This window comes from Streptomyces sp. NPDC032745, from assembly GCF_055579465.1.
Map to the genome: position 1 here is coordinate 128729 of NZ_JBVING010000007.1, position 26424 is coordinate 155152.

A 26424-nucleotide genomic window follows, 5' to 3' on the forward strand; every position below is an offset into this window, starting at 1 on the left:
CGCCATGGCCTTCGTCCACGCGAACTCGCTCCGCTTCCACGTCCAGTCGCTTCCGGCCGCCGCCCCCGACCGCCGGGACCTGCCCGCCGGGACCGAAGAGACCGACCGCACCGATCGGCCCGTCGTCGTGTTCCTGCACGGACTGGTCGTCGACAACCTGTCCTCCTTCTACTGTCCCCTCGCCCTGCCCACAGCGCGGGCCGGCCACGAGGCTGTCCTCTTCGACCTGCGGGGCCACGGCCGCACCGAACGCCCCGCCACCGGCTACGACAGCCGCACCGCCGTACGGGACCTCCTCGCGCTGCTCGGCGCGCTGGGACTCGGGCACCGCAGGGTGCACCTGGTCGGCAACAGCCACGGCGGCACCCTCGCCCTGCACGCCGCGCTCGCCCGCCCGGACCTGGTCGCGGGGCTGACCCTGCTCGAACCCCCGCTCAGCGGGGCCTGGGTGGAGAACATGGTGGACACGCTGTCCGCAGCCGCCCTGAGCCTGGAGGGCAGTCCGGTACCCGCCCAGCTGCTCGGCCTCCGGCTGCGCAAGGCCGCCCATCTGACGGCGATCGCCGACGAGCTCCTCAACCGGACCAGCCTGATCGACGACATCGCGGCCAGCCGCACCTTCACTCCCGCCGACTACGCCCGGCTGCGCTGCCCGCTCCTGATCGTGTGCGGAGAACACTCCGAACTCGTTCCGGGTGCACGGGAATTGGCCCGGCACGCAACGCAGGCGAGCACGGTGCTGCGGATCCTGCCCGGACTCGGGCACGACGTACTGAAGGAGAGCAGCGGGGCCCTGCGGGAGGCCGTCCTGGCCCATCTCGAGGCGACGGCCGCGGTGACGGCCGCGCGGGCGGGAGCGCTGGTGCCATGAGGGTGCTCTTCACGGTGCCACCGCTGGCCGGGCACGTCAATCCGACCGTGGCCGTCGGGGCCGAACTCGCCGCCCGGGGACACCAGGTCGCCTGGACCGGGCCGGCCGGGGCCCTGGCCCGGCTGCTGCCCGCGCACGCCCGGATCCTGCCGGCCGGCGAGGAGGCGGGCGGCGGTTACGCGGCGCTGCACGACCGCTGGCGGGATCTGCGCGGGGTCGGGGCGCTGCGCTTCCTGTGGGAGGAGGCGCTGGTGCCGCTGGCCCGGGCGATGGTTCCGGGGGTGACGGATGCGGTCCGCGGCTTCGCGCCGGACCTGATGGTCGCCGATCAGCAGGCCCTCGCCGGGCCGGTGGTCGCCCGCCGGCTCGGGATTCCCTGGGCCACCTCCGCAAGCACGTCCGCCGAGCTGACCCGGCCTTTCGCGGACTTCCCGAAGGTCGGGGAGTGGGTCGACGAGCAGATCTCCGGGTTCCTCGCCGAGTGCGGGGAGGACGGGGCGGACAGGACGGCGGGAGCGAAGGGGGCGCCGCCGGGGGCGGACGGGACGGGCTGGGACCCGCGGTTCTCCGAGCGGCTCGTCCTGGTCTTCTCGACCCCCGAACTCATCGGCACGCAGGACGGCTTCCCGCCGCACCACGCCTTCGTCGGCCCTGCCTTCGGGACCCGTCCGCACCCGCCCGGTTTCCCCTGGCAGCGGCTCGACCCGGAGCGGCGCCGGGTCCTGGTGTCGCTGGGCACCCTCAACCAGGAGGCCGGCGGCCGGTTCTACGGGGCGGTGCTGGGCGCCGCCGAGCGGCTGGCCGACGAGGTGCAGCTGGTGCTCGTGGCCCCCGCGGCCCTGATCGGGGCGGCGCCCGGGAACGTGCTGCTGCTGGAGCGGGTGCCGCAGCTGGAGCTGCTCCCCCATCTGGACGCGGTGGTCTGCCACGGCGGCCACAACACCGTCTGCGAGGCACTCGCGTACGGGCTGCCGCTGGTCGTCGCGCCGATCCGGGACGACCAGCCGATCGTGGCCCGGCAGGTCGTCGGGGCGGGGGCCGGGGTACGGGTCCGGTTCGGCAGGACCCGGGCCGAGGAACTCAGGGACGCGCTCACGGCCGTGCTGGACGATCCCGGCCCCCGCCGGGCCGCCCGGCGGATCCAGGCCTCCTTCGCCGCGGCGGGCGGAGCCTGCGCCGCGGCCGACCGGTTGGAGAAGCTGCTGTGACACCCCGGACCCGCGTGACGACCCCCATGCCGACGACACGGCTCGCCCTCCGCGAGCTCCCGTGGACCTCCGCCCTGCTGCTGGCCGCGCTCGGTGCGGGCACCGTACGCGCCCGGCGGCGGATGCGGGCCCTCCCCGTGCTCCCCGCGCCCCCGGTCGCCCCGGCCGCATCGGCCGGTCTGCCGCGCGCCGCCGGGTGGCGGCTGCTGACCGCGCAGGGGGTGGAACCCGACGCGGCGACGTTCCTGACCGCCTGTGCGTACGCCGACCGGGAGGGCCTTCGGGTGCTGGACCTGCTGCCCGCCGACCTCGCCGCCGAGCATGCTCTGGGGCTGCTGCGCCTGGTCGACCCGGCCGGCTACCGGCAGGACCGGCTCGGCGAGGGGCGCGGCGCCGGGTACGCCGTGCTCGTGGCCGAGGAGGTGCTCGCGCGGGCCGGGGTGGATCCCGGCACGCCCCGGCGCGACCGGGCGGAACTCCTAGCGCTCGTCCGCCGCTTGAAGGAGTTCGCGGCCGACGCCACCGGTCTGGCCGTCGCCCCGGCGCTGAGCTCCGGGCGCCCCGGGCGCTCCGGCCCCGGCACCACCGGGGAGGGCCGGGTCGCCGAGCTGCGGGCCCAGGGGCTGCCGCCGGGTGCGCTGGCCGCCGCACAGCTCGCCGGGCTGGCGGTGCTGGCGGGTGCGGTACTGCGCCAGGGCCGGTGGGGCGCGGCGGCGGCCGGGCTGTACTGGCTCCAGCCGTACCTCGCCCTCGGCGGGCACGGCGGCCCGCTGCGCCCCGCCGACCTGGCCCCGGCGACCGCCATCCGGCCGGTGCGCTCCCTCGACGCCGGCCTGCGTACGGCGGCTGCGGCCGCCCGTACGGCCCGCGGCGCGGCGGACACCGCGCGGGCGGCCTCGTACCGGGCCGAACTGGCCGGCGGAACCGACCGGTTCTTCGAACCGCGCCGCCCCGACTGCCCCTGGTGCGGGTCCCGGCGTCTCACCGTCCGGGTCCGGGTACCCGATCTGCTCCAGGGCAAGCCCGGCCGGTTCGCCCTGGAGCAGTGCGGTGACTGCGGGCACGTCTTCCAGAACCCCCGGCTGACGCCGGAGGGACTGGAGTTCTACTACCGCGATTTCTACGACGGCCGCGGCGGGGAGGGCGCCGGGACGGTCTTCGGCCGGCTCGGCGCGGCGTACCGGGCGCGGGCCGAGATGCTCCGCCCGTACGGGACTCCTGCTTCCTGGCTGGACGTCGGCACCGGGCACGGCCACTTCTGCAATGCCGCGCGGGCCGTCTGGCCGGGTACCCGCTTCGACGGGCTGGACATGGGCGACGGGGTGCTCGAGGCCGAGCGGCGCGGCTGGGTGGCCGCCGGATTCCAGGGCCAGTTCCCGGAGTTCGCGGCGAAGCTGGCGGGCCGGTACGAGGTGGTCAGCATGTACCACTACCTGGAGCACACCCGGGACCCGCTCGCCGAACTGGACACGGCGGCCGAGGTGCTGGCCCCCGGCGGGCATCTGGCCATCGAACTCCCCGATCCGGAGTCGCGGATGGCCCGGCTGCTGGGACCGGCCTGGCTGCCCTGGTTCCAGCCGCAGCACCAGCATCTGATCCCGGCCGCGAACCTGCGGGAGGCGCTGGCCGATCGGGGGTTCACCGTCCTGGCCGAAGAGCACGGCGCGGCCCACCAGGGCAACGACTTCTTCGGCGCGGTGGCGCTGACCGCGACGCGGCTGGCCCCGGATCCGGACCGCCCGTGGGGTCCCCCGGCCACGCCGCGCGGCCGGGCCCTGGCGCGTGCCGTACGGGTGGCGGCGCTGCCCTGCTTCGCCGGCGCGGCGGTGCTCGACGCGCTGCGCACGGCCGCGGCCCGGCGCACGGACGGCGGGAACGCCTACCGGATGCTGGCCCGCAAGGAGGGACCGTGACCGCGCCTCCCGCCCGCGCCGGCGGGCAAGGCGCCCCCGCCGGGCAGGACATCGCCCGGCGGGCCACCGCCGACCCGCTGTTCCGGCTCGTCGCCCATGCCCTGGAGGCCGCTCACGGGCGCCCCCCGGCGGCCGTCTGGAGCGCCCCGTACGCCTTCCACCTGGGGTCGCCGGGGCTGGTGGCGGCGGCCGGCTGGCCGGTGGCGGCGGCCGCGGCGCCGCGCAGCGACGGCCTGGTGCGGCTCAGCTCCCTGGGGCACCCCGCCGACAGCTGCGACGTTCCGCTGGCGCTGTCCGGGCCGCCGCCCGCGATGCCCGACTGGGCCGCCCAGCCGTACGCGGTGCTGCTGGCCCTGGCCCGGGCCGGTTACGGCCGCGGTGGGACCGATCTGCACGTGCAGGGCTCGCTCACGGCCGCCGCCGGGCTGGCCACCGCGGAGCCGGCCGACTGCGCGGTGGCGCTCGCGGCGGTCGACGCCCACACGCCGCCGGGCACGGACCCGGACCGTGCGCAGCTGGCCCGGCTGCTGGCCGGGGCGCTGCCGGACGGTGACGAGGCGCTGCGCCGGGCGGTGCTCTTCGCCCGGCCGGGCGAGGCGCTGCTGGCGGACCGGGATCCGGCGCGGCCGCACCGGTACGTCGCCTTCGACCCGGCGGCTTCGGGCGCGCGGCTGGTGCTGCTGGCCGTACGCACGGATCCGCGCCACCCGGACCTGCGGGCGGCGCTCGCGCAGGCGGTGGCCTGCGCCAGCCGGGCGGGGGCACTGAGCGCCTGGCCCCCGGAGCCGCCCGGGCCACGGCCGGGGCGGAGCGCCCTGGTGCTGCTGCCCGAAGAGCGTCTGGCGGCGGTGCGGGCCGCGGTCGCGGAGGACTTCCGCGGCCGGGGGCGGCCGGTACCCCGCTTCCTGAACATCGCCGTGGCCGGTGCGGCCCGGCGGGAGGAATGAACCACCGATCTCGAGGAGGAACCGCTCATGCCCTCACCCAAGGCCGTTGCGAGACGAAGGACCCGTAGGTCCTCGCTCGTGGCCGCACTCGGCGCGCTCGGCCTGCTGGGCGCCTTCACCGTGGCCAGCTCGCAGGCGGCGGACGGCAGTACGCAGGAGGCCCGGACGGCGGCCGCAGCCGCGGGGCTGCCGGCGTACGACCACGTGGTGGTCGTCGTCTACGAGAACAAGCAGTACGGCGAGATCATCGGCAGCGCGAACGCCCCGTACATCAACCAGCTGGCGAACGGCGGCGCGAGCCTGACCGGGATGAAGGCGCTCACCCACCCCAGCCAGCCGAACTACTTCAACCTGTTCTCCGGCGGCACCCAGGGCATCACCGGGGACGGCTGCTACACCCCGCAGTCGATGACCGCCGCGAACCTCGGCCAGGAGCTGATCGCGGCCGGGAAGACGTTCGCGACGTACAACGAGGACCTCCCGGCCGAGGGGTCCACGGCCTGCACGAACGGCCAGTACGCGCAGAAGCACAATCCGTGGTTCGCCTTCAAGAACGTGCCGCTGAGCACCGGAAAGACCTGGGCGCAGTTCCCGCAGAACAACTTCGCGGCGCTGCCGAACCTGTCGTTCGTCGTCCCGAACCAGTGCAACGACATGCACTCCTGCTCGGTCGGCACGGGAGACACCTGGACGAAGAACAACCTCGACGCCTACGCCCAGTGGGCGAAGGCCAACAACAGTCTGCTGGTGCTGACGTGGGACGAGGACAACTACCTCGGCTCCAACCAGATCGCGACCGTGTTCTCCGGGGCGAACGTCAGGACCGGCAAGTACGCCACCGCCTACAGCCACCACCATCTGCTGCGCACCTTCGAGGACCTGTCCGGCACGGCGACGCACGCCGGGAACGCGGCGAACGTGCAGCCGATCGGCGAGGTGTTCGGCGGCTCCACGGACCCCACACCGACACCGACACCCACTCCCACACCGACTCCCACGCCCACGCCGACCCCGACGCCCACTCCGACGGCCGGAGCTCTGCAGCTCGCCGACCCCGGCCCGCAGAGCTGCAAGTTCAACCAGTCCTGCACCATCCGGCTCACCGCGACCGGCGGCAGGCCGCCGGTCCGGTACGCCGCAACCGGTCTGCCGTTCGGCCTGACGATCGACGCGGGCACCGGCCGCATCAGCGGCAAGCCATGGGCGAGCGGCACCGTACAGGTGACGGCCACCGCCACCGACTCGGCCGGGGCGAGCGCCAGCACCACGTTCGCACTGACCCTCACCTGGTTCTGACCGGCGCGGACACCGGCCGGGCCAGGTGCAGGCGGGTGTGGAAGCAGCCCGCCGACTCCCTCCCGGCCGGGTCCTCGCCGAGCGCGGTGACGGCGGCGACCGCGCGCCGCTGCTCTCCGGGATCCGTGAAGCGCCGCTGGGGGTTCGTGCCCTCGGCGCGCTCCACGGTGAGCCCGTAGGACTCCAGGCAGCGGGCGATCGCCCGGTAGTCGTGGGTGCGCAGGACGAAGGCGGCCACCGGCACCGGCCGGCCGACGGCGGTGAGCAGCCGGGCGAACGTGCGCTCGGTGAGGAAGCTGGTGCCTCCGGTGATGGTGATCAGGCCGACGTCGGCTGCGGAGCGCCGCAGCCGCTCCTCCGGCTCGGCGGTCTCCAGGTTCACGCAGTACCCCTCGTCGAGCAGCCCGGCGGCCACCGCGTAGTCCACGGCGGGGCGCGAGACGTCGACGCCGATGGCCCGTACGGCCTCGGGGCGGCGCCGGGCGGCGTAGAAGTCGCGGTCACGGAGGATCAGTTCGGCGGTGGTCAGCCCGGCCGCCTCGGGCGAGGTGTAGTGCGCGTACAGCTCGTGCAGGGTCACGTCGTGGTTCACGAGCGCGGCGTTGATCCCGTACGAACAGCACAGGTCGAGCATCGTCCGCCGTCCGGCGTCCAGTTCGCCGGCCAGGGCACGGAACACGGGCTGGGCGTGGGCGGGCGTCTGGTACCCGTACGGCCCGAGGCCGGTGAAGTATCCGCGCGGGTCCGGGAGCACGTAGACGTCGTCGAAGCTGGTCATGTCTGCTGTGGTCATCGGTGGGACGTCTCCCTTGTCCGGGACGGGGTTCGGCGGCTCAGTCGTATCCCGCCGGACGAGGTGCCTGAAAGGCCGCCGATCCGGCCAGCGGCGCGCGTCCGCGCTTCCGTGCCCGGCGGGCCCTCGCCGCGTAGGGTCGGGCCATGGCGGAAGCGCGGCGGACTCTCGAAGGCAGGGTCGCCCTGGTGGCGGGGGCGACGCGGGGCGCGGGCCGGGGTACCGCGGTCCAGCTGGGCGCGCAGGGCGCGACGGTGTACGTGACGGGGCGCAGTACGCGGGGCAGCCGTTCCGAGTACGACCGGCCGGAGACCGTCGAGGAGACGGCGGAGCTGGTCACGGCGGCGGGCGGGCAGGGCATCGCCGTGGTCGCGGACCACCTGGTGCCGGCGCAGGTGGAGGCGCTGGTCGGGCGGATCGACGCCGAGCAGGGGCGCCTCGACGTGCTGGTGAACGACATCTGGGGCGGCGAGCGGCTCTTCGAGTGGGACAGCACGGTGTGGGAGCACGACCTGGACAACGGGCTGCGGCTGCTGCGGCTCGCGGTCGAGACCCATGCCGTCACCAGCCATTTCGCGTTGCCGCTGATGCTGCGCGAGCCGGGCGGGCTGGTGGTGGAGATGACGGACGGCACGGCCGAGTACAACGCGAGCCGCTACCGGGTGTCGTTCTTCTACGACCTCGCCAAGTCGGCCGTCCTGCGGATGGCGTTCGCGCTCGGGCACGAGCTGGGGACGCGCGGGGCGACGGCGGTGGCGCTGACGCCGGGCTGGCTGCGCTCGGAGATGATGCTGGACAACTTCGGCGTGACCGAGGCGAATTGGCGGGACGCGCTGGGGAAGGTCCCGCATTTCGCCATCTCCGAGACCCCGTCGTACGTCGGGCGGGCGGTCGCGGCGCTCGCCGCGGACCCGGAGGTGTCGCGCTGGAACGGGCAGTCGCTCTCCAGCGGGCAGCTGGCCCGGGTCTACGGGTTCACGGATCTCGACGGCAGCCGGCCGGACGCCTGGCGGTACCTGGTCGAGGTCCAGGACCCGGGCCTCCCGGCCGATGCGACCGGTTACCGCTGACCGCGCCGACCGGTCAGGGCGACTCCGGCGGCCTTCAGGGCAGCCGGAGTTCGCGGGCTTCGCCGAGCGGGGCGAAGAACCGCTCCACGTCCTCGTCGGTGACGTCGGCGAGCGCGGGCGGGGACCAGCGCGGGGTGCGGTCCTTGTCGACGACCTGGGCTCGGATGCCCTCCACCAGGTCGGGCGCGCGCAGGGCGTTGCAGGACACCCGGTACTCCTGGACCAGCACCTGCTCCAGCGGGCCCAGGGCGCGGGCCCGGCGGACTGCGGCGAGGGTGACCTTCAGCGAGGTCGGGGACTTGGCCAGGAGCGTCTCGGCGGTCTCCTTGGCGGCCGGATCGCCCTCGGCCAGCAGCCGCTCGACGATCTCCTCGACGGTGTCCGACGCGTAGCAGCGGTCGATCCACTCGCGCCGCTCGGCCAGTTCCCCGGGGGCGGGGGTGCCGGCGAAGTGCGGCAGCACCTCGCCGGCGGGCGATCCGGCGAGGGCGGCGATCAGTTCCGGGAGCCGGTCGGCGGGCACGAAGTGATCGGCGAGTCCGCACAGCAGTGCGTCGGCGGCCCCCACGGCGGTGCCGGTCAGTGCGAGGTGGGTGCCGAGCAGACCGGGGGCGCGGCCCAGCAGGTAGGTGCCGCCGACGTCCGGGACGAAGCCGATACCCGTCTCCGGCATGGCGACGCGGGAGCGCTCGGTGACGACGCGGACGCTGCCGTGGGCCGAGACGCCGACGCCGCCGCCCATCACGATGCCGTCCATGAGCGCGACGTACGGCTTGGGGTAGCGGGCGATGCGGGCGTTGAGCCGGTACTCGTCGCGCCAGAAGTCGGCGGACGCTGCGGTTCCGGCCTTGGCGTCGTCGTGTATGGCGCGGATGTCACCGCCGGCGCACAGGCCGCGTTCACCGGCGCCGCGGATGAGGACCTGGTCGACGTCGGGGTCCCGCTCCCAGGCGCGCAGGGCCTCGTCGATCCGCAGCACCATGGGGTGGGTGAGGGCGTTGAGGGCCCTGGGACGGTTGAGAGTGATCAGCCCCGTCCGGCCATCGGTGGCGAGCAGGACCGTGTCGTCGACGGCTTCTTCGGTCTTCACACCGGCCAGTATGTAGCGTGGATGAGCATGCGGAAGATCATTCTGATGAGTGGGATCTCCCTCGACGGCTTCTTCGAGGGGCCCGAACGGCAGATCGACTGGCACCTCGTCGACGAAGAGCTGCATCAGCACTTCAATGACGAGACCCGCACGATGGGCGGTTTCCTGGAAGGCCGCGTCACCTACGAGCTGATGGCGGGGGTCTGGCCGACGTTCGATGCCGACCCGGCCGTCGGCGGGCCGATGGCCGAGTTCGCGGGCATCTGGCGGGACATGCCGAAGTACGTGTACTCGCGCACCCTGCAGCAGGCCGACCTCGGCTGGAACTCCACACTCGTGCGGGACGTCGTCCCGGCGGAGGTCGCCGCGCTCAAGGCGGCCCCGGGCGGCGACCTGGTGCTGAGCGGAGCCGATCTCACCGCCTCGTTCCTGCGCCACGACCTGGTGGACGCGTACCGCATCTACGTGCACCCGGTGCGGATCGGCCGTGGCAGACCCCTGTTCCCGCCGGCCCCCGCCCCGGTACCGCTCCGCCTCGAGGGCACCCGCACCTTCGGCAACGGCGTGGTGCGGCTCTCGTACGCGCGCCCCTAGGGGGCTCGCCTCAGGGCAGATGCCGGGGGTGGGCCCCCGGCGTGTGGCCGAAGGCCCGGCGGAAGACGTCGATGAAGGCGCTCGCGGAGGACCAGCCGCAGCGGTGCGCGACCGCGGTGACCGGGGTTCCGACGGCCAGCAGCCGCAGCGCCCGGTGCAGCCGCAGCTGGGTGCGCCACTGCGGGAAGGTCATGCCCAGCTCGGCGCGGAACAGCCGGCTCAGCGTCCGCTCGCCCGCCCCGGCGCCGGCTGCGGCGCTCAGCGCGGCCAGCCCGCGGGAGTCCGCCGGATCGGCGTGCAGCAGGTCGCACACCGCCGCCAGCCGGGGGTCGGCGGGCGCGGGCAGGTGCAGCGGCTGCAGCGGCGAGGCCCGCAGCTGGTCGAGCAGCACCCCGAGCATCCGGCGCCGCTGGGGGCTGTCGTCCTCGGGGGACCGCGTGTAGGCCAGGATCAGCTCCCGCAGCAGCGGTCCGACGGCGATCACGGCGGGGCTGTCGAGGGACAGCGGGTTGAGGTGGGTGGGCAGGCCTACGGAGTGCAGGTCCGTACGCCCGTACGCGCGGTGCTCGTGCACCGTCCCGGCCGGGATCCACAGCGCGCGGGTCGTGGGCGCCACCCACGTACCGGCGTCGGTGGTGATGGACAGCACCCCGGAACCGGCGTAGGCGATCTGGTGGTCGTCGTGCCGGTGCGGGTCGATCCCGACGTCGGTGTCGAGCTCGCGGATGCTGGTCGCGGCCCGGGGAGTGTGGCGGATTTTCTGCATCACCCGGCAATTTATCGGAAGCGGGCCGCCCGCGACACCGGAGATCCTCGACCGGTGAACCCATCGAAGACCGCTGCAGAGCAGCTCACCGCACCCACTGCACGGACCGCAGCGCAAACCGCTCCGGCGCGGCGCCGCCGCATCGCGGCCTACGCGGCCGGGCATTCCTGCGTGGACGTCTACCAGGGCGCCGTCGCCGCGCTGGTCCCCTTCCTCGTCTCGGAGCGGGCGTACGGCTACGCCGCCGCCTCGGGCATCGTGCTGGCCGCCTCGCTGCTGTCCTCCGTGGTCCAGCCGCTGTTCGGGGCGCTGACCGACCGCCGGCCGATGCCGTGGCTGATCCCGCTGAGCACGGCCGCCGCCGGCCTGGGCATCGCCCTGGTCGGCGCGGACGCCGGCTATCCGGCCACCGTCGCCGCCGTCGCCCTCTCCGGGCTCGGTGTCGCCGCGTACCACCCGGCGGCCGCCCGGCTGGTCCGCACGAGCGCGGGCGGCCCCGGGCACGCGGCGATGAGCTGGTTCGCGCTCGGCGGCAACATCGGCTTCGCGTGCGCGCCGCTGCTCGCCGTCGGGGCCCTGTCGGTGCCCGGGCCGGCGGGCTGGTGGCTGCTGGCCCTGCCCGCGGCGCTCGGCGTCGTACTGAACCTTCCCCGGCCGGCGCCGGACCGGGCGGCCGGACCGGGACCAGCGCAGAGGGCGGCGGACACCGACGCGGCGGCCGGACCCGAGGACCGCCGGGCGTTCCTGCGGCTCTCCCTCGTGGTGGTCGTCCGGTCCGTGGCGTTCATCGGGCTGAGCACGTTCATCGCCCTGTACGTGCGCGAACGCGGCGGCGGTGAAACCGCCGGGGCGGTGGCCCTGTTCGCGCTGTTCTCGGGCAGCGCGGGCGGCACCCTGCTCGGCGGCCGGCTGGCCTCCCGCTGGGGCCGGGTCACCACCGTCCACCGGGCGTACGCGGCGGCCGCCCCCGCCGTCGCGGGCGTGCTCTTCCTGCCGCTGCCCCTGGTGTACGTCTGCGCGGCGCTGGCGGCCGCCGCCCTGTACGTGCCGTTCTCGCTCCAGGTCACGCTGGGCCAGGACTACCTGCCGGCCCGCATGGGCACGGCGAGCGGGGTCACCCTCGGCCTGACGGTCAGCGTGGGCGGTGTGGCGAGCCCCTTCATCGGCGCCCTCGCGGACGCCACCTCCGTGCGGACGGCCCTGCTCCCCCTGGCCGTTCTCCCCCTGCTGGCATGGGCCCTGGCCCGGCGGCTGCCGGAGCCCGCGGCCCCGGAGCCCGCGCCGGGCGCGTGAACGAGGGGGACCGGGCCGGCCGGGGTCAGTCCTTCGGGAGGGCGCGGTGGGCCTGCCAGGCGGCCAGGGCCTGCTGCCGGGTGCCCTCCGGGTGGCGGGCGTGCCAGTCGCGCAGGAACCGGTTGAACTCGAACTGGGCGGCGACCTCCTGGGGTTCGGCCGCCCGGGCGCGGGTGCCGTGCCAGTGGGCGACGGCCTCGGCGAGGGTGTGTCCCGCGTGCCGGGCGACGTAGTCCCGCATGAAGGCGTCGAAGTGGAAACCGGGCCCGATCTCCCGGACGAAGTACTCCCGGAGCACCTGGCTGCACCGCTGGCCCGGCGGGATCACGGTGTCCCCGTCGACGGGGGCCGTGAGCTGACGCCCTGCGGGGCGCGGGGCCCGGGCCGGCTGCGGCGGCCGGAGCCCGTCGAGTGCGGCGGCCAGCCGGGCCGTGAGCGCCACTTTGCCGCCCCCGGCGGACAGGCCCATCTCCCTGGCGAGGGAGGACAGTTCCGCCAGGGTCCAGTACCAGCGCATCAACTCCGCCCCGGTCAGCGCCGGCGTGAGGGCGGGTCGAACCTCTTCTTTATTCGTACTCACGTTCCCACCCTAAGGGCTGTCCCGTAATCCCCGGTGGATCAGCGCGCGGCGTCAGATGCGGTGCATCGCAAGGCGGAGGAGCGTCCTCATACCGGGCGTATCCGGGCGCTCCGACAACGCGGCGAGGCGCCGTAGCCGTCGTCGTGCGCCCGCCGGGGATTACCGGACAGCCCTTAGGCGGCCTCGGGAAAGTGCGGCGCCCGTCCCGCCACCGCCACGCCGGTCGACGGGGACCGAGCCGCCTGCGGGCTGCGGCGGGGGTTACATGGGGGGTGAACCTTGACGCCCGGACCCACCGGAGGAGACCCGATGACCGCCGCAGCCGACCGCACCCCCCTGACCCTCGACGGCGGCACCGCCCTGGTCCTCATCGACCTCCAGCAGGGCATCCTGGCGCTGCCCACCGCCAGGCCCGCCGCCGAGATCCTGGGGAACGGCATCGCGCTCGCCGAGGCGTTCCGCGCCCACAAGCTGCCCGTGGTGCTGGTCAGGGTCGCCTGGTCGCCCGACGGCGGCGACCTGCCCACCACCGAAGTCGACCGCCCGGGTCCGGCCGCCGCCCCGCCCGCCGCGTTCTCGGAGATCCCGGCCGAGCTCGCCGCCCTCGGCGACGTCGTCGTGACCAAGCGCCACTGGGGCGCCTTCACCGGGACCGAGCTCGACCTCCAGCTGCGCCGCCGCGGCATCCACCGGATCGTCCTGGCCGGCATCTCGACCAGCATCGGAGTCGAGTCCACCGCACGTACGGCCTGGGAGCACAGCTATTCCCTGGTCTTCGCCGAGGACGCCACCGCCGACAGGGACCCCGAGTCCCACGCCCACTCGTTCGGCAAGATCTTCCCGCGCATCGGCAAGGTGAGCACGACCGCCGAGATCATCGCCGCACTGAACACCTGACGACACCTGGCGACACCTGACGGCCATTTCTGACGTGACATCAAATGGCCTGAATTGCTGCTGTTTCAGCTGTGGTTATGCTCATCACCCAAGTGAACGAGGACTTTTATCGATCACTTATGGGCAGAGTGGGGCGGCCGATTGACACCCCCACGCGACCGCAGGACCGGAGAACCGATGGACAGCAACCTTGTCATCCAGACCCCCGCTGGTGGCCAGGAGTTCGATGAGGCCCAAGTGCCTCTCTATTACAGCCGCAAGACCGCGGACATACTTCACAAGTACGGCCCGGGACCCAGAGTCCATTTCCACATGGGTCTTTTCACCCCGGGTGCGACGCCGAACACCACGGTCACCCAACGCGTGCTCAAGCGCCGCATCGTGGAGTCCCAGGAAGCCATCGTCGAGCACGCGGCCCGCAGTTGGGGGGCGTACTCCACTCCCCCCGGCAGCGTCCTCGACATCGGCTGCGGAGTCGGCGGCGGGTCGCTCTACTGGGCCCAGGAGCACGGTGCGACGGTCACCGGGCTCACCGTCGCGGCGGATCACATACCCGTGATCGAGGACTTCGCCCGCCAGGCCGGCGTGGGCGACCGCGTCACCCCCCTCCTGGCGGACGTGCACGCCTTCACGGCCGACCGCAAGTACGACGCCGCGTACGCCAACGAGAGCTCCGGCTACATGGACCGCGAGCGGCTCTTCCAGGTCGTGGCCAAGTCCCTCAAGCCCGGCGGCTGGTTCGGCATCCAGGAGCACTTCATCTGCCGGCCCGAATGGACCGATTTCATCGACCGCTACTACAAGACGCGCCTCGGCACCCTCACCGAGTACCTCACCGCCGCCGAAGCCGCCGGATTCGAGCTCGAACAGGACGAGGACGTCACCGACCGGGTGGCCGAATTCTGGGTGCAGTCGATGGCTTGGAACACCGCCGAACTCGACCGCGCCGAGCAGTCGGGCCCCCGGGCCGCGTGGTCGTGCGAACGGCTGCGGGAATCCACCATCACGCACGGGAAGCTGTTCCGTATCTGGCGCGACCACGCACTGGAGACGCGGCTGATGCTGTTCCGTCTCGGCGGGGGCAGCTGACCGATGGCACCCGTGTACCGCGAAGACTCGCACCCCTCCCGCATCGGCTGGCAACTGCCCCCGTTCTACTGGCCGTTCGAAAGGGATCTGATCCATCCCAAGGCGGCCGAGCTCGAGGAGCGGGCCATCGCCTGGATCGACGCTTTCGGCTTCTACCCCGACGCCACCGAGCGCGCCTGGGGACTGGCCACCCGCAGCGTCGACTTCACCTGCCGGATCATCCCGTACGGCGATGTGGAGCCGATGCTCCTCTTCGCCGAGTGGAACTACTGGGCCTTCGCCACCGACGACTGGCAGGACTCGGACGCCGGCGCTGCGCGTACGGCGTCCGTCGTCGACCAGGGCACCCGGCTAATCCGGACGCTCGAGGCGCCCGGATCCGGCCTGCTTCCGCCGGGGCCGCACACCGCTGCGCTGGAGGACCTGGTGGCCCGCGCCCGGGCCATGCTCACCCCTTTCCAGCTGCGCCGCTTCACCGAGGGCGTCCGGGACTGGGTGTTCGGCGCCGCCTCACAGGCCGCCAACGCCGAGCGGGGCGTCATGCCGAGCCTCAACGACTTCGCGGCGACGCGGATCTCGGTCGGCGGCACCCGGTTCCTCCTGACCTGGTGCGACGTGGCCAACGGGATCGACGTACCGGCCGAGGTGCTGTATTCCGCGCCCGTCCAGGCCCTGACCGACGCCGCCGGGTTCATCGTCGCGTGCGACAACGACCTGTTCTCGTACAACAAGGACGACCACCACGAGCCGCGGGAACAGAACCTGCTCAACGTGCTGGCCCGGCACCACGGCTGTACGCCCGCCGAGGCGCTGCCCGCCGCGTCCGCGCTGCGGGACCGGGCGGTGACGCTGTTCGTCCGGCTGAGCGAACAGCTGGCGCGCGGCGCCGACGAGCAGCTCGGACGCTATCTCGTCTCACTGGAGCACTGGATCGCGGGGGACACCGAGTACCACAACCGGGCGCCCCGCTACGCCAGTCCGCGCAACCGGAACGTACTTCCGGCCGAAGGCGCGTCGTACGGGATCACCTGGAGTGACACGCCCAGCGACCCGAGCGTCGAGCCGCTGCCGATCCCGGCTCTCGCCTGGTGGTGGCAGCAGCTCGACGACGCCCCGCGCTGAGGTCAGCGGCGGCCGCGCAGGCGCGCCCACCAGGAGCCCCGGCCCGTCGGCCGCTCCCCCGGAGCGGGGACGACCGGCGGGGCCGTGCGGGGCGGCCGGGCGGCCGACCTGGGTACCGGCGTGGAGCCGGTGACGGTGCTGCCCCTTGGGGTGAACCGGACCGGGAGCGCCACCAGGTGGCGGGACATCAGCGAGGACGTCCACTCGAGCTCGTCCTCGGGGACGGCCAGCTCCAGATCGGGCAGCCGGGTCAGCAGGGTGTCGATGCCGGTGTCCGCGACGGCCCGGCCGATGTCCTGACCGGGGCACTCGTGCGGGCCGCTGCTGAAGGCCAGGTGGGAACGGTTGCCGTGGACGGGCAGGGTCGCGTCGGGCCGGATCTCGGGGTCGAGGTTGCCCGCCCCCAGCCCGAGCAGCAGCATGTCGCCGGCCTTGATCCGCGCTCCGCCCAGCTCCGTGTCGCCGGTGGCCCAGCGCCCGAGGATCGTCATGAACGGAGGCTCGTCCCACAGGACCTGCTCCAGCGCGTCCGGCAGCGTCATGTGCCCGCCGGACAGGTTCGCGCGGAAGCGGCGGTCGGTGAGCACCATGCGCAGGGTGTTCGCGATCAGGTTGGCGGTCGTCTCGAAGGCCGCGATCAGCACCAGCCTCAGGTGCTCCACGATCTCGTCGTCGCCGAGTGCCGTGGGGTGCTCCAGCAGCCATGTGGTGAAGTCCCGGCCGGGCGCCTCCCGCTTGCGCACGACGAGTTCCCGGAGGGTGGCCGAGACGTACTCGAAGCTGGCGACTGCCGTCTCGGTGCCCTGGATCATGTCGCGGGCCGCCTCGACCAGACGCGGTCCGTAGGACTCCGGCGCCCCGACGAGCTGGGTCATCACCAGCATCGGCAGCGGCTCGGCGAAGTCTGCGACCAGGTCGGTCTTCCCGGACTGGGCGAACGCGTCGATCAACTGGTCGGCGAAGCGCTTGACGTAGCGTCGTATGCCGCGCCGGTCGAAACGCTCGAGCGACTCGGTGATCGCACCGCGCAGCCGCTCGTGCTCGACGCCGTCGACCAGGTGGCACACCGGCTGCCAGGCGGTCATCGGCGTCAGGGGGTGGTCCGCCGGGACGTTGCCCTCCTGCATGTCCCGCCAGTGGCGCGGGTCGCGGGCGAAGCGGGACGGGGTGCGCGCCACGTCCAGGTTCTCGCGGTGGCCGAGCACCAGCCAGGCCGGCAGGTCGCCCTGGACCAGGACGGGGGCCACCGCACCGTACTCGGCGCGCAGCTTCTCGTACAGGCCCACGGGGTCGGCCTCGGCCTCCGGACCGTAGAGCCGGTGGGCGGGGCAGCCCGGCGGCGGGGCGGAAGGGGACGGGGTGCTCACAAGGCCTCCGGGGTCGCGGCGAGGGAGTGCAGGTAGCGCATCAGCGTCATCAGGACGTCGCGGCTGGAGTCGCGCCGCCGGGCGTCACAGAAGACGAGCGGTACGGACGCGGGCAGGTCGAGGGCGGCGCGCAGGTCCTCGAGAGGGTGCTCGGGCGCGTCGGGGAAGGAGTTGACGGCGACCACGAACGGCACACCGCGCTCCTCCAGCCGGCCGAGCACGTCGAAGCTGACCTCCAGCCTGCGGGTGTCGACCAGGACCACCGCGCCGAGCGCGCCCTCGAACAGGCCGCGCCACAGGAACCAGAACCGCTCCTGGCCGGGCGTGCCGAAGAGGTACAGCACCAGCTCCTCGTTGATGCTGATGCGGCCGAAGTCCATGGCCACGGTGGTGGAGGTCTTGCGTTCCACCCCCGCCGTGTCGTCGACGCCGACCCCTGCCTGGGTCATCGTCTCCTCGGTGGTGAGCGGCCGGATCTCGCTGACCGAGCCGACGAGGGTCGTCTTGCCGACCCCGAAGCCGCCCACGATCACCACCTTCACTGCGGCGGCGGCCGTGGCCGGCAGCGCGTCCTCGCGCCGGGGCGCTGTGGCCCGGTCAGAGCTTTCGAAGTCCATCGATGACTGCCTCAATCAGTGCCAGGTCCGGGAGTTTGGCGGGGGCTACGGGTGGGCGGGAGAGCACGTGTCCGGCGGCGAGCAGGTCACCGAGGAGCACGGTGACCACGCTCACCGGCAGGCCGATATACGCGGAGATCTCGGCCACCGAGAGCGGCGACTGGCACAGCCTCATGATCGCCGCGTGCTCCGGCTGCATCCCGGGCCTGGGCCCCGACTTGGCGATGATCAGCGTGACGAGGTCGACGTGGGCGGGGACTAACCCGCCACTTCGGCCGCCGGTGATCACGTAGAGCCGCTCGGGGGTGCCGTCCTCCCAGTCGCCGCCTGGGTTGCTCACGCCGGCTGCCCGTCGCGGCGCGGCGGGCTGCTCAGGTGTTCTCCGATCCGGGCGACGAGGTCGCGCATGCGCTGGCCCATCAGGCCGGCGTCGACGCCTTCGTCGGCCAGTACGGCGAGGAAGGCGCCGGCGCCGGCCGCCATCAGGTAGAAGAAGCCGCCGTCCATCTCGATGACGACGAGCCGCATCCGGCCGCTGCTGCCCGGGAGTTCGGAGGCGACGGCGCCGGCGAGGCTCTGCAGTCCGGCGCAGGCGGCGGCGAGCCGGTCGGCGGTGTCGGTCTCCGCGCCGTACTGCGCCATGCGCAGGCCGTCGGCGGAGAGGACGACGACGTGGCGGGTCTGCGGAACGCTCTCGGCCAGGTCCTTGAGCATCCAGTCCATATTGGTCTGCTGCTGACTCATGGCTGTTCCCCCTTGCTCGCCGAGGCCGGCGAGGCGTCTGTGTTCTGGCTTGCTGCGCCGCTCCGGCTCGCGGCGGTCTGGCTCGCGGCCGTCTGGCTCTCCCCGGACAGGCCGCCCTGGAAGGCGGCCAGCCACATCCCGGGCTGTACCTCGGGCTGGGGATCGGGCGCGGGCTCGGGCACGGCTCCGTACCCGTATCCGGCGCGCTCCGCGGCCGCCTCGGCCGCTGCCGTGATCCGGTCGCCGGTGGCGATCGGCTCCGGCGCCACGGCGCGGGTCTTGCGGCGGCGCTGCGGCAGGCCGTTCGGGGTCCGCTCGGTCACGGCGGGTACCTCGTCGGCGGCTGCCGGCATCCGGGGGCCGGTGACCGGCCGGGCGGCCGGCTCCGGGCGGGCGGCCGGTACTCCGGCTTCTGCGGTGGCTGCGATGGCGGCCTCGGTCGTCGCCACGCCGGCCGGCGGGAGGGCGGCGCGGGGGCCCGAGGCGGTGCCGATGCCGTGGGCGACGCCGGTCGCGGCGGACGCGGTGGTGATCAGCTGCTGCGGGATGACCAGCACGGCCCGTACGCCGCCGTACGCCGACGCACGCAGCGAGACCTGGAAGTCGTACGCCTGCGAGAGCCGGCCGACCACGGCGAGGCCCAGGCGCGGGGTCTCCCCGAGGTCGGTGAGGTCGATGCCCTGCTGCGCCTGGCGGAGCATGCGCTCGGCCCGCTTGCGGGCCTCCTCGCTCATGCTCACGCCGCCGTCCTCGATCTCGACGGCGATGCCCGAGTTCACGTCGACGGCGGTCAGATGGACCTTCGTCTGCGGCGGCGAGTAGCGGGTGGCGTTGTCCAGCAGCTCGGCGAGCGCGTGGATGAGCGGTTCGACGGCCGGTCCGACGACGGCGACCTGCGAGACCGAGTGCAGCTCGACGCGCTGGTAGTCGATGATCCGCGACATGGCACCGCGCAGCACGCTGTACAGCGGGACGGCCTTGCTCCACTGGCGGCCGGGCCGCGCCCCGCCGAGCACGGCGATGGAGTCGGCGAGACGGCCGATGAGGGCCGTGCCGTGGTCGAGCCGCAGCAGGTCGCCGAACACCTCCGGGCTGCGGCCGTGCCGGTCCTCCATCTCCCGCAGTTCCTGGGCCTGTTGGTGCACGATGGCCTGGACGCGGCGGGCGATGTTTACGAAGGCGCGCTGCGCGGAGTCGCGCAGGTCCTCCTCGGCGACGACGGCGTCGAGCACCGAGCGCAGTACGGCCTGGTGCGCCGCCCTGAACTCCGATGTCAGGCCGGGCCCATGGGTCTCGGGCTCCTCCAGGGAGGCGAGCACCTCCTCGGGGAACTCCCCCTTGCGCAGCCGCTCCACGACATCGGGCAGCAGCTCCTGCGCCAGCCGTACGGCCTCGGCCTGCTGCCGGTGCAGGGCCGCCTCCTGCGCGGCGACCGTCAGCCGCAGCGCGGCCACCGCTTTGCCGCGCCGGGCGGCCTCACCGCAGGAGAGGGCCACGGCCACGAAGGCCACGGCGCCGATCCAGGCGACGGGGGTGCGGGCAGGTGCGGACACCTGCGCCACGGCGATCGCCGCAGCGGCGGCGGTCAGCAGGGCGGGCAGCGCCCATGCGACGGGTGAGGTGGGCCCTGGACTTCCGGGCGACGATCCCACGCGAACCATCAGAACCCTCAAACGATCGAAAGCGAATGATCATATGACAACGGCCCGGAATCTTAGCGTCTATATGCACGGCCCTTGACAGCAGGTCATGATCCGGACGCAGCAAGCGGGTTGACACTCCCCGATCTGGCCGAAACCCGCGGTCTACCCATACGGCACGCGCGCCGTACACGACCCGCAACTCCCCCGCCGGCGCCCGCCCGCCGCCCGTTCCGCACCCTGCATCACCCCGTCACGCCGCCCGTCGCGGATCGGCTGATTCCCGCCACCTGCCGTCGGTGGGCCTTGCACGGGCGGGTGGCCCTGGACGGGTGGGCAGGTGGCTGCCGCTTCCCCCTGGATTGACGCAATCCGGTGAGTGTCGGCGCTCACATGGCTAGGCTCGCGGCAACTGTGCACGTTCACACGTCCGGGACGGTGGGGATGAAGTTACGCATTCTGGCGAACGGTGACGAGGAGTCACTCGTAGACCTTCAGTCATGGCTGGCCGACGATCCCGGAACCGCCCGACTGCCGATCGCCACGGTCACAAGGCCTGGACCCACGATGGGAGCGCTGGAAGCGCTCGACGTCGTCGTGGGCAATGCCGTCGACATCGCAAACTTCGCTCTCGCCTACGTGACTTGGCGTTCCGTGAAGCGCGCCGAGCAGCCCGGGCCTGCCAACGGCGGAGAGAGTGGCGGGCAGCGCCTCGTACACGGGGACAGCACGGTGAGCATCGGCCACCTCTCCCCGGAGGAACTGGCGGACCTGCTGCGCCGCCTGAACGACACCCGGCCCGCGGGAGCAGACGAGTGACCTCGGGTGTCTCCCGGTCGCGGGCCGTCCTCTTCGGCGTCCACGATTTCGGCCAACTGCCTCCGCTGGACGGCGTCCGCCACAATGTGCCGGCCTTACGGGCGCTGCTCACCAGCGAGGACGTCGGTGGACTGGCGGAGAGCGATTGCATCGTCGTGCCACACGACGGGACGCAGCAACAGATGCTGGATGCCTTGCACGACGCTGCGGAGGAAGCCACCGATCTGCTGCTCGTCTACTACGCGGGACACGGGCACTTCGGTGGCCGCGATCGCTCGTTCTTCCTCGCCACGAAGGACTCCAGCGGACATCGCCCGTACCACTCGGTGAAGTACAACGACATCCGTGACCTCGTCTCAGGATCGGCCGCGCAGCGGAAAGTGGTCGTCATCGACTGCTGTTTCAGCGGTCGGGCCCTGTCCATGTCGGACGAACAGACTCCGACACAGCTGGACATGGAGATCACCGGTGCTTGCGTCCTGACCTCGGCGGCGGAGACGGAGCGCTCCCTGTGCCTGCCGGACGGCAGCGTTTTCACCACGGAACTCACCGGCCTGCTGCGGGAAGGGCTCAGCGGCGAACTGACCGGAGGGCGCCGGGGTGAGCACCTTCCCGAACTCACCATGACCGACGTCTTCAACGCCCTGCACGCCAGGCTGCACGGCAGGACGGTCGAAGGCCTCCGAGTCCCCCAGCCCAGGATGAGCACCCGCGACCTCGGTCACCAGATCGTGCTCGCCCGTAACCGGGCGTACGCGGGGACAGAGGAGGGCGGCGCCGGGTACGGAGCGGCGTCACCACCCGAAGAACACGAGTGGGTGGCGGCGGCGCGCGACCATCCACTGTGGAACTACGTCGCTGACGAGCGCGGACTGCCCCTGCTGCGCGATACCGCCACCGCGCTCGCCTCCCGGGCTGCCGCCGCGACGACGCGGGACAACGCAGCGCTGGCCGGCGACCCGTGGCACTCGCTGTCCTTCACCGATCGGATGGCCGAGTGGACCGACAGCTTGGTGCTGGACAGCAGCCTGCGCCCCGAGGAACTCGAGCTCTCCGCGGCCGAGGTCTTCCTGCTCGTCACGCATCCGTACCTTCACGCCGCGTTCTGGAAGCACAACGCGAGCCAATACAGCGCCATCGACCCGACGAACCTCGCGGACGTGCAGAGCACGTCCCCGGCCCGGCGGAGCTACGAGTTGTTCCTGCGGGGCCAGCCCCGGCTGGTCCGCCGGGCTCTGCGGAGCAAGGACCCCGGCGCGGCGGACGCGATCGGCTGGTGGCTCTTCCACCGCTGGCTCATCCGGCAGGCGAGGTTCTACGAGCCCTCCTCTGTTGAGACCCTGCTGGATCACCTCGCAGTACCCCTGGGCCAGCGCTCTCCGAGGGAGAAGCGACTCGTCGAAGATGTTCTGGAGCCCTCGCTGATGGCCCAGCTCCTGCGCTCCCCCCGGCTCCCCGGGATGCTTGAGGAAGCCGCCACCAGGCCGCGAAGTGTGGGAGTGGCAGAGACCGCGCAGCGGGTCCGGACGCACCAGCTCGCAGAACTGCTGCGCATCGCCCACCTCTTCGCAATCGACCCGATCGCCCTGCCCGACGTGCTGGTGGACCACATCGGCATCGGCTACGCCGTCGACCTCCCGAGCCTTCACCGTACGCTCGCGGGCTTCCGGTGGGAATCGAATGGCAGGACCCGGGTCCTGAGCGCCACCTGCAGCCATCTCGCAGTCGACCTCGGACTGCGCCAGCACGCCTCCACCCTCGACACGTTCCTGGCCCGGATCGACATCAGTACCGGCGAGGAGGAGCGGCCGGCACTGCTGCGCAATCTCCCGCTGCACGTCACCGCCGAGCAGGTGATCCCCGCGACGGAGGCGAACGGCCGCTGTGCCTACGAGTCGACCGAGCTGCGGTTTCGGCTCGCCGACGACCGCATCCAGGAACTGTTGATGGGCGAGGAGTTGTACGGAGATCCTGCCCTCGCCATCCGCGAGCTGTACCAGAACGCCTTGGACGCGTGCCGGTACCGAGAAGCGCGTACGAAATACTTGCGCGCCACCGGATCCCAGCTGGCGCCGTACGCCGGCACCATCACTTTCAACCAAGGAATCGATGAGAAGGGCCCGTACCTGGAATGCCGTGACAACGGGATCGGCATGGGGGAGGTCGAACTCAGAGATGTCTTCTCGCATGCCGGAATGCGATTTGCCGACCTGCCGGAGTACATAGAGGAGCGAGCAAGATGGCGGGAACACGGCATCTTCATGCACCCCAACAGCCAATTCGGCGTGGGCGTGCTCAGCTACTTCATGCTGGCGGACGACATCACCGTCACCACCTGCCGTCTCACTCCTGACGGACTGCCGGGTGAGCACCTGCGCGTCGAGATCGCCGGTCCCGGCTCCCTGTTCCGCATCCAGCGCCTGGAACGCTGTCCCGACGCCTACACCAGCGTCCGCCTCAGACTCAGGTCGTCCGACGTCGCGTCGTGTGTCGATGTATTGCGCCGCATCCTGTGGCTGTCCGACTTCGAAGTCACCGCGCGCGACGACCGGGGGGAGACGCAGCTCTGGGAGGCGAACGTGCTGTGCGACACGGCTCCGCTGGGCGCGGACGATCCCCACGATCCGGACGTCGTGCGCGTGGAGGGCGCGGTCACCGCGGCCAGCTCGACGCCCGCAGTCTGGTGGTGCAGTACCCGAGGCGCGGTACTGGCCGACGGGCTGTGGGCCGGCGAACACCGCTTCGGGGCAGTGGTGAACCTGTCGGGCGAGCACACGCCGCGACTTACCGTGGACCGGCGGCGGGTCATCAACCCCAACACCGCCGAGATCGAACGGTTGCTTCGGCAGGAGATCCCCAGCCTTCTCGCCGCCGAAGACGCTGTCTTCCGGCACGGCTGGCTGGCGCGAGTGCTAGAGGAAAGTCCGGGGCTGGCCGACGAAATCTTTGCCGAAGCGGTGCGAGCCCGGTTCGCACCATGGCGAATCGCAGGGCGCGAGGTGGACATCACCAAGTGTGGCTACTTCGCGGAGGACGACAACCTCAATGGGTCCTACGATCCAAACGATCTCTTTCTCGGCCGTCACACCAGCCTGAGAGATGCGGAAAACTTCAGGATGGAGGCTTTGACGAACGCAGGATTGTTTCCGGGGCTGGTCGTCGCGAAGCCCTCCTCCTCCTCAGGCCTGCCGGTACCGTCCGATATTTATCTTTTGATCCCGAAATGGAAAACGACTGAGGCCCCTATGAGGTGGCCGGGGTCGACGTCATTTCCTGGATCCGAGATCAGTATCGGACTGATCGTGCAGGCCGCCGACAGGACCGGGCGATCCACCGAGGAGGTAGCCGCTCGCCTGGAGCAACTCGGCTTCCTCACCCCCGCCATACCATTGCCTCAGCTCGAGACCGGCGACCTCAGCATCATCAGCGAGCGCATCACAGGAAACCCTCCCTGGCTCAGCCCCGGAAATCCGGTGCACCCCGCTCACATCATCCAAGCCGCAATCGCCACCGGACACACCACCGACCACATCATCAACCGCCTGACCAAGCTCGGCTACCACATGCTCACGCGTTCGACATCGCCCTTCGATCCTGGCGACCTGCGCCTCCTCAGCCGCGACCTGGACGAGGAGATGCCCTGGCTCAACCCCGAGGAGCCAGTCGGTATCGGTCACGTGGTGCAGGCTGCCGACGGGACCGGACGGTCCACCGAGGAGGTTGCTGCTCGCCTGGAGCAACTCGGCTTCTTCACCCCCGCCATACCATTGCCCGAGCTCGAGACCGACGACCTTCTCATCGTCAGCGAAGGGCTCACAGGAAACCCGCCCTGGCTCAGCCCCGGAAAACCGGTGCACCCCGCTCACATCGTCCAAGCCGCAACCGCGACAGGACACACCACCGACCACATCACCAACCGCCTGACCAAGCTCGGCTACCACGTGATTGCCGGTCCGGCACCGCGATTCGAGCCTGGCGACCTGCGCATCCTCAGCCAGCGCGGCACTGAACGAGCACCTTGGCTGGACCTGCATGAAACCGTTCATCCCGCCCAGATCGCGCTGGCCTCCTCCGCGACGGGACACACCATCACATACGTAACCGCTCGTCTGACGGAATTCGGCTACCGCACTCCCGCTGCCCGTCTGCCTTCGGTAGAACCGGACGACCTCAGAATCATCAGCCGTGATCTGGATGCAGAGTCGCCCTGGCTCAGCTTCAACGATCCGGTCCAACCCGCTCACCTCGTGCAAGCCGCCAACGTCATGAAGCGCTCCCCCCACGCCATCGCCTCCCGTTTGGAAGAGCTCGGCTACAGGCTGCCCGACTTCATCGGCCTGACCAACGAGCCGCATGCTCCGGAGCAGTCGGCCACCGAATCCGTCAAACGTGTTCCCGAGAGGCTGCCCCCCGCAGGCGAGAATCGTGGGGCCGGGCGTCAATAGACGCCGGAAAACGATCAGGGCCGTTTCGGATTTCTCCGAAACGGCCCTGATCTCCGACTCTTTCGAGTCGGGACGACAGGATTTGAACCTGCGACCCCTTGACCCCCAGTCAAGTGCGCTACCAAGCTGCGCCACGTCCCGTTGTGCTGTTGATCTGGGGTTTCCCCCGTCCCTGCGGCACATGCAGAACATTACCCCACGTAGAGGGGTGCGCATGCACCGGTTTCCGGCGGGAGGGAGGATGGCCGGGTGAACGGACGGGATCGGGACGGTGAGGGGCGGGCGCGGAGCGCGCGGCCCCGGGACGGGCTGGGGCGGCCACTGCCCTATGGGGAGCCGGGGGTGGAGCGGCAGCCCGAGGGGGTCGTGCGGACGCCCGCCGAGACACTGGCCGAGGCGCAGCGGCTGCTGGACGCCGGGATGCCGTTCCACGCGCACGAGGTGTTCGAGGACGCCTGGAAGTCCGGTCCGCCGGCCGGGGCCCCGCTGTGGCGGGCCCTCGCGCAGCTGGCGGTCGGCCTCACGCACGCCGCCCGCGGGAACGCCGTCGGCGGCGCCCGCCTGTTGCGCCGCGGGGCCGACGCACTCGCCCTGGCCGGGCGGGACACGGCGGCCGGGCCGGAGCCTGCCACCGGCACGAAGCCCGCCGCCGGCCCGGGAACGGCCACCGGTCCGGAGACGGTCGCCGGGCCGGGCGGGGCGCAGTCTCCGTACGGGATCGATGTGCCGGGCCTGGTCCGCTGGGCCCGGGAGTTGGCCCTGCGAGTGGAGGCCGGGCCGGCGGTCGACGCGGCGGCCGAGTCCCCGCGCCTCGCCTCCCGGCCGGATCGACCGCACCCCGCCTGACCGCGATCGGGCCGATGCGGCCGACCGGCGGCGGCCGGGGCCAGGGCGGAGGCCGCAGCGGCGGGCCGGGGCCAGGGCGACGGCCAGGGCCAGGGCGACGGCCGGAGCGGCGGGCCGTGCGCCAAGGCGAAGGCCAGGGCCAAGGCGGAGGCCACAGCGGCGGACCGTGCGCAGGGCGAAGGCCAGGGTCAAGGCGGAGGCCGCAGCGGCGAGCCGTGCGCCAAGGCAGCGGCCAGGGCCAAGGCGACGGCCGGAGCGGCGGGCCGCGGGCCAGGGCGGCGGCCGGGGCTCCGGCCGCACGCCAGGGCTCCGGCCGGGGGGGCCGGGGCAGCGGACGGGGCCAGGAGACTCCGGCCCGGAGCCGTGGCGGCGGCCCGGGAGCCGGCCCAGGCCCCGGCGGCGGCCGGTGCGGCAGTG

At 72.5% G+C, this 26424-nt stretch carries 23 protein-coding genes and 1 tRNA gene; 14 read left to right on the top strand and 10 right to left on the bottom strand.

Annotated features, from left to right (window positions below):
• The first annotated feature begins 4 nt into the window (after window positions 1-4).
• The 5 genes from ACZ5WG_RS19735 to ACZ5WG_RS19755 are packed head-to-tail and all read left to right on the top strand — an operon-like array spanning window position 5 to window position 6235.
• On the top strand, window positions 5-871 hold the full coding sequence (locus ACZ5WG_RS19735; RefSeq protein WP_468724678.1) for an alpha/beta fold hydrolase: 867 nt from the start codon (window positions 5-7) through the stop codon (window positions 869-871).
• The gene (locus ACZ5WG_RS19740; RefSeq protein ID WP_468724679.1) at window positions 868-2079 is read left to right on the top strand and encodes a glycosyltransferase; all 1212 of its coding nucleotides are present in this window, start codon (window positions 868-870) and stop codon (window positions 2077-2079) included. Before ACZ5WG_RS19735 ends, ACZ5WG_RS19740 begins: the two co-directional genes overlap by 4 nt.
• Before the next feature lie 14 nt (window positions 2080-2093).
• A complete protein-coding gene (locus ACZ5WG_RS19745) occupies window positions 2094-3992 on the top strand; it encodes a class I SAM-dependent methyltransferase (RefSeq protein WP_468724681.1) in 1899 nt (632 codons plus the stop codon).
• The gene (locus ACZ5WG_RS19750; protein WP_468724683.1) at window positions 3989-4939 is read left to right on the top strand and encodes a galactokinase; all 951 of its coding nucleotides are present in this window, start codon (window positions 3989-3991) and stop codon (window positions 4937-4939) included. Before ACZ5WG_RS19745 ends, ACZ5WG_RS19750 begins: the two co-directional genes overlap by 4 nt.
• A gap of 27 nt (window positions 4940-4966) precedes the next feature.
• A complete protein-coding gene (locus ACZ5WG_RS19755) occupies window positions 4967-6235 on the top strand; it encodes an alkaline phosphatase family protein (RefSeq protein ID WP_468724685.1) in 1269 nt (422 codons plus the stop codon).
• Here ACZ5WG_RS19755 and ACZ5WG_RS19760 read toward each other — a convergent pair.
• Window positions 6222-7028, bottom strand: a complete 807-nt coding sequence (locus ACZ5WG_RS19760) for a hypothetical protein (RefSeq protein ID WP_468724686.1) — start codon at window positions 7026-7028, stop codon at window positions 6222-6224. The two genes, ACZ5WG_RS19755 and ACZ5WG_RS19760, sit on opposite strands and share 14 nt — an antisense overlap.
• A 146-nt stretch (window positions 7029-7174) precedes the next feature.
• Here ACZ5WG_RS19760 and ACZ5WG_RS19765 point away from each other — a divergent pair, with 146 nt between their 5' ends.
• A complete protein-coding gene (locus ACZ5WG_RS19765; RefSeq protein ID WP_468724688.1) occupies window positions 7175-8098 on the top strand; it encodes an SDR family oxidoreductase in 924 nt (307 codons plus the stop codon).
• Between the two features lie 34 nt (window positions 8099-8132).
• On the opposite strand, the gene ACZ5WG_RS19770 is transcribed toward ACZ5WG_RS19765, so the two are convergent.
• Window positions 8133-9188: an enoyl-CoA hydratase/isomerase family protein gene (locus ACZ5WG_RS19770; protein WP_468724690.1), complete on the bottom strand. Its 1056-nt coding sequence runs from the start codon at window positions 9186-9188 to the stop codon at window positions 8133-8135.
• A 27-nt stretch (window positions 9189-9215) separates the two neighbouring features.
• Between ACZ5WG_RS19770 and ACZ5WG_RS19775 the strand changes: the two genes are divergently transcribed.
• Window positions 9216-9782, top strand: a complete 567-nt coding sequence (locus tag ACZ5WG_RS19775; RefSeq protein ID WP_468724692.1) for a dihydrofolate reductase family protein — start codon at window positions 9216-9218, stop codon at window positions 9780-9782.
• Window positions 9783-9792: 10 nt separating this feature from the next.
• Here the strand turns inward: ACZ5WG_RS19775 and ACZ5WG_RS19780 are convergent, their stop codons facing one another.
• Window positions 9793-10548, bottom strand: coding sequence for an AraC family transcriptional regulator (locus ACZ5WG_RS19780; protein WP_468724694.1), 756 nt, complete (start codon window positions 10546-10548; stop codon window positions 9793-9795).
• Window positions 10549-10689: 141 nt separating this feature from the next.
• Here ACZ5WG_RS19780 and ACZ5WG_RS19785 point away from each other — a divergent pair, with 141 nt between their 5' ends.
• Window positions 10690-11841, top strand: coding sequence for an MFS transporter (locus ACZ5WG_RS19785; protein WP_468725057.1), 1152 nt, complete (start codon window positions 10690-10692; stop codon window positions 11839-11841).
• Window positions 11842-11866: 25 nt separating this feature from the next.
• Here ACZ5WG_RS19785 and ACZ5WG_RS19790 read toward each other — a convergent pair whose 3' ends face one another.
• The gene (locus ACZ5WG_RS19790) at window positions 11867-12421 is read right to left on the bottom strand and encodes a DUF6434 domain-containing protein (protein ID WP_468724696.1); all 555 of its coding nucleotides are present in this window, start codon (window positions 12419-12421) and stop codon (window positions 11867-11869) included.
• A gap of 309 nt (window positions 12422-12730) precedes the next feature.
• Between ACZ5WG_RS19790 and ACZ5WG_RS19795 the strand changes: the two genes are divergently transcribed.
• The 3 genes from ACZ5WG_RS19795 (at window position 12731) to ACZ5WG_RS19805 (ending at window position 15529) form a co-directional block, all read left to right on the top strand.
• Window positions 12731-13318, top strand: a complete 588-nt coding sequence (locus tag ACZ5WG_RS19795) for a hydrolase (protein WP_468724697.1) — start codon at window positions 12731-12733, stop codon at window positions 13316-13318.
• Between the two features lie 312 nt (window positions 13319-13630).
• Window positions 13631-14407: an SAM-dependent methyltransferase gene (locus tag ACZ5WG_RS19800; protein WP_468724699.1), complete on the top strand. Its 777-nt coding sequence runs from the start codon at window positions 13631-13633 to the stop codon at window positions 14405-14407.
• Window positions 14408-14410: 3 nt separating this feature from the next.
• Window positions 14411-15529 carry a terpene synthase family protein gene (locus tag ACZ5WG_RS19805; protein WP_468724700.1) on the top strand — a complete coding sequence of 373 codons (1119 nt, stop codon included), beginning with the start codon at window positions 14411-14413 and terminating at the stop codon, window positions 15527-15529.
• A 2-nt stretch (window positions 15530-15531) separates the two neighbouring features.
• Here the strand turns inward: ACZ5WG_RS19805 and ACZ5WG_RS19810 are convergent, their stop codons facing one another.
• Genes ACZ5WG_RS19810 through ACZ5WG_RS19830 form a run of 5 tightly spaced genes read right to left on the bottom strand, consistent with a single transcriptional unit; the run spans window position 15532 to window position 19918 of the window.
• Window positions 15532-16896, bottom strand: coding sequence for a cytochrome P450 (locus ACZ5WG_RS19810; protein WP_468724701.1), 1365 nt, complete (start codon window positions 16894-16896; stop codon window positions 15532-15534).
• The gene (locus tag ACZ5WG_RS19815) at window positions 16893-17513 is read right to left on the bottom strand and encodes a GTP-binding protein (RefSeq protein ID WP_266661722.1); all 621 of its coding nucleotides are present in this window, start codon (window positions 17511-17513) and stop codon (window positions 16893-16895) included. Before ACZ5WG_RS19815 ends, ACZ5WG_RS19810 begins: the two co-directional genes overlap by 4 nt.
• On the bottom strand, window positions 17494-17853 hold the full coding sequence (locus ACZ5WG_RS19820; protein ID WP_468724703.1) for a DUF742 domain-containing protein: 360 nt from the start codon (window positions 17851-17853) through the stop codon (window positions 17494-17496). Before ACZ5WG_RS19820 ends, ACZ5WG_RS19815 begins: the two co-directional genes overlap by 20 nt.
• On the bottom strand, window positions 17850-18257 hold the full coding sequence (locus ACZ5WG_RS19825) for a roadblock/LC7 domain-containing protein (protein WP_053790034.1): 408 nt from the start codon (window positions 18255-18257) through the stop codon (window positions 17850-17852). The genes ACZ5WG_RS19820 and ACZ5WG_RS19825 overlap by 4 nt, the downstream gene beginning before the upstream one ends.
• Window positions 18254-19918, bottom strand: coding sequence for a sensor histidine kinase (locus tag ACZ5WG_RS19830; protein ID WP_468724704.1), 1665 nt, complete (start codon window positions 19916-19918; stop codon window positions 18254-18256). The genes ACZ5WG_RS19825 and ACZ5WG_RS19830 overlap by 4 nt, the downstream gene beginning before the upstream one ends.
• A 423-nt stretch (window positions 19919-20341) precedes the next feature.
• On the opposite strand from ACZ5WG_RS19830, the gene ACZ5WG_RS19835 reads away from it, so the two are divergent.
• Both ACZ5WG_RS19835 and ACZ5WG_RS19840 read left to right on the top strand, forming a co-directional pair.
• Window positions 20342-20716, top strand: coding sequence for an effector-associated constant component EACC1 (locus ACZ5WG_RS19835; protein WP_468724705.1), 375 nt, complete (start codon window positions 20342-20344; stop codon window positions 20714-20716).
• Window positions 20713-25161 carry a caspase, EACC1-associated type gene (locus ACZ5WG_RS19840; RefSeq protein ID WP_468724707.1) on the top strand — a complete coding sequence of 1483 codons (4449 nt, stop codon included), beginning with the start codon at window positions 20713-20715 and terminating at the stop codon, window positions 25159-25161. Before ACZ5WG_RS19835 ends, ACZ5WG_RS19840 begins: the two co-directional genes overlap by 4 nt.
• 67 nt (window positions 25162-25228) lie before the next feature.
• Here the strand turns inward: ACZ5WG_RS19840 and ACZ5WG_RS19845 are convergent.
• Window positions 25229-25302, bottom strand: a tRNA-Pro gene (locus ACZ5WG_RS19845).
• A 108-nt stretch (window positions 25303-25410) separates the two neighbouring features.
• Here ACZ5WG_RS19845 and ACZ5WG_RS19850 point away from each other — a divergent pair.
• A complete protein-coding gene (locus tag ACZ5WG_RS19850) occupies window positions 25411-26007 on the top strand; it encodes a DUF309 domain-containing protein (RefSeq protein ID WP_468724708.1) in 597 nt (198 codons plus the stop codon).
• The last annotated feature ends 417 nt before the right edge of the window (window positions 26008-26424 follow it).

Excerpts from the sequence above, each read along its gene's own strand:
- ACZ5WG_RS19780 (WP_468724694.1), bottom strand. The coding sequence starts at position 10,548 with ATGCAGAAAATCCGCCACACTCCCCGGGCCGCGACCAGCATCCGCGAG.
- ACZ5WG_RS19735 (WP_468724678.1), top strand. The coding sequence starts at position 5 with ATGGCCTTCGTCCACGCGAACTCGCTCCGCTTCCACGTCCAGTCGCTT.
- ACZ5WG_RS19815 (WP_266661722.1), bottom strand. The coding sequence starts at position 17,513 with ATGGACTTCGAAAGCTCTGACCGGGCCACAGCGCCCCGGCGCGAGGAC.
- ACZ5WG_RS19765 (WP_468724688.1), top strand. The coding sequence starts at position 7,175 with ATGGCGGAAGCGCGGCGGACTCTCGAAGGCAGGGTCGCCCTGGTGGCG.
- ACZ5WG_RS19800 (WP_468724699.1), top strand. The coding sequence starts at position 13,631 with ATGGGTCTTTTCACCCCGGGTGCGACGCCGAACACCACGGTCACCCAA.
- ACZ5WG_RS19775 (WP_468724692.1), top strand. The coding sequence starts at position 9,216 with ATGCGGAAGATCATTCTGATGAGTGGGATCTCCCTCGACGGCTTCTTC.
- ACZ5WG_RS19830 (WP_468724704.1), bottom strand. The coding sequence starts at position 19,918 with ATGGTTCGCGTGGGATCGTCGCCCGGAAGTCCAGGGCCCACCTCACCC.
- ACZ5WG_RS19760 (WP_468724686.1), bottom strand. The coding sequence starts at position 7,028 with ATGACCACAGCAGACATGACCAGCTTCGACGACGTCTACGTGCTCCCG.
- ACZ5WG_RS19795 (WP_468724697.1), top strand. The coding sequence starts at position 12,731 with ATGACCGCCGCAGCCGACCGCACCCCCCTGACCCTCGACGGCGGCACC.
- ACZ5WG_RS19835 (WP_468724705.1), top strand. The coding sequence starts at position 20,342 with ATGAAGTTACGCATTCTGGCGAACGGTGACGAGGAGTCACTCGTAGAC.
- ACZ5WG_RS19755 (WP_468724685.1), top strand. The coding sequence starts at position 4,967 with ATGCCCTCACCCAAGGCCGTTGCGAGACGAAGGACCCGTAGGTCCTCG.
- ACZ5WG_RS19825 (WP_053790034.1), bottom strand. The coding sequence starts at position 18,257 with ATGAGTCAGCAGCAGACCAATATGGACTGGATGCTCAAGGACCTGGCC.
- ACZ5WG_RS19805 (WP_468724700.1), top strand. The coding sequence starts at position 14,411 with ATGGCACCCGTGTACCGCGAAGACTCGCACCCCTCCCGCATCGGCTGG.
- ACZ5WG_RS19740 (WP_468724679.1), top strand. The coding sequence starts at position 868 with ATGAGGGTGCTCTTCACGGTGCCACCGCTGGCCGGGCACGTCAATCCG.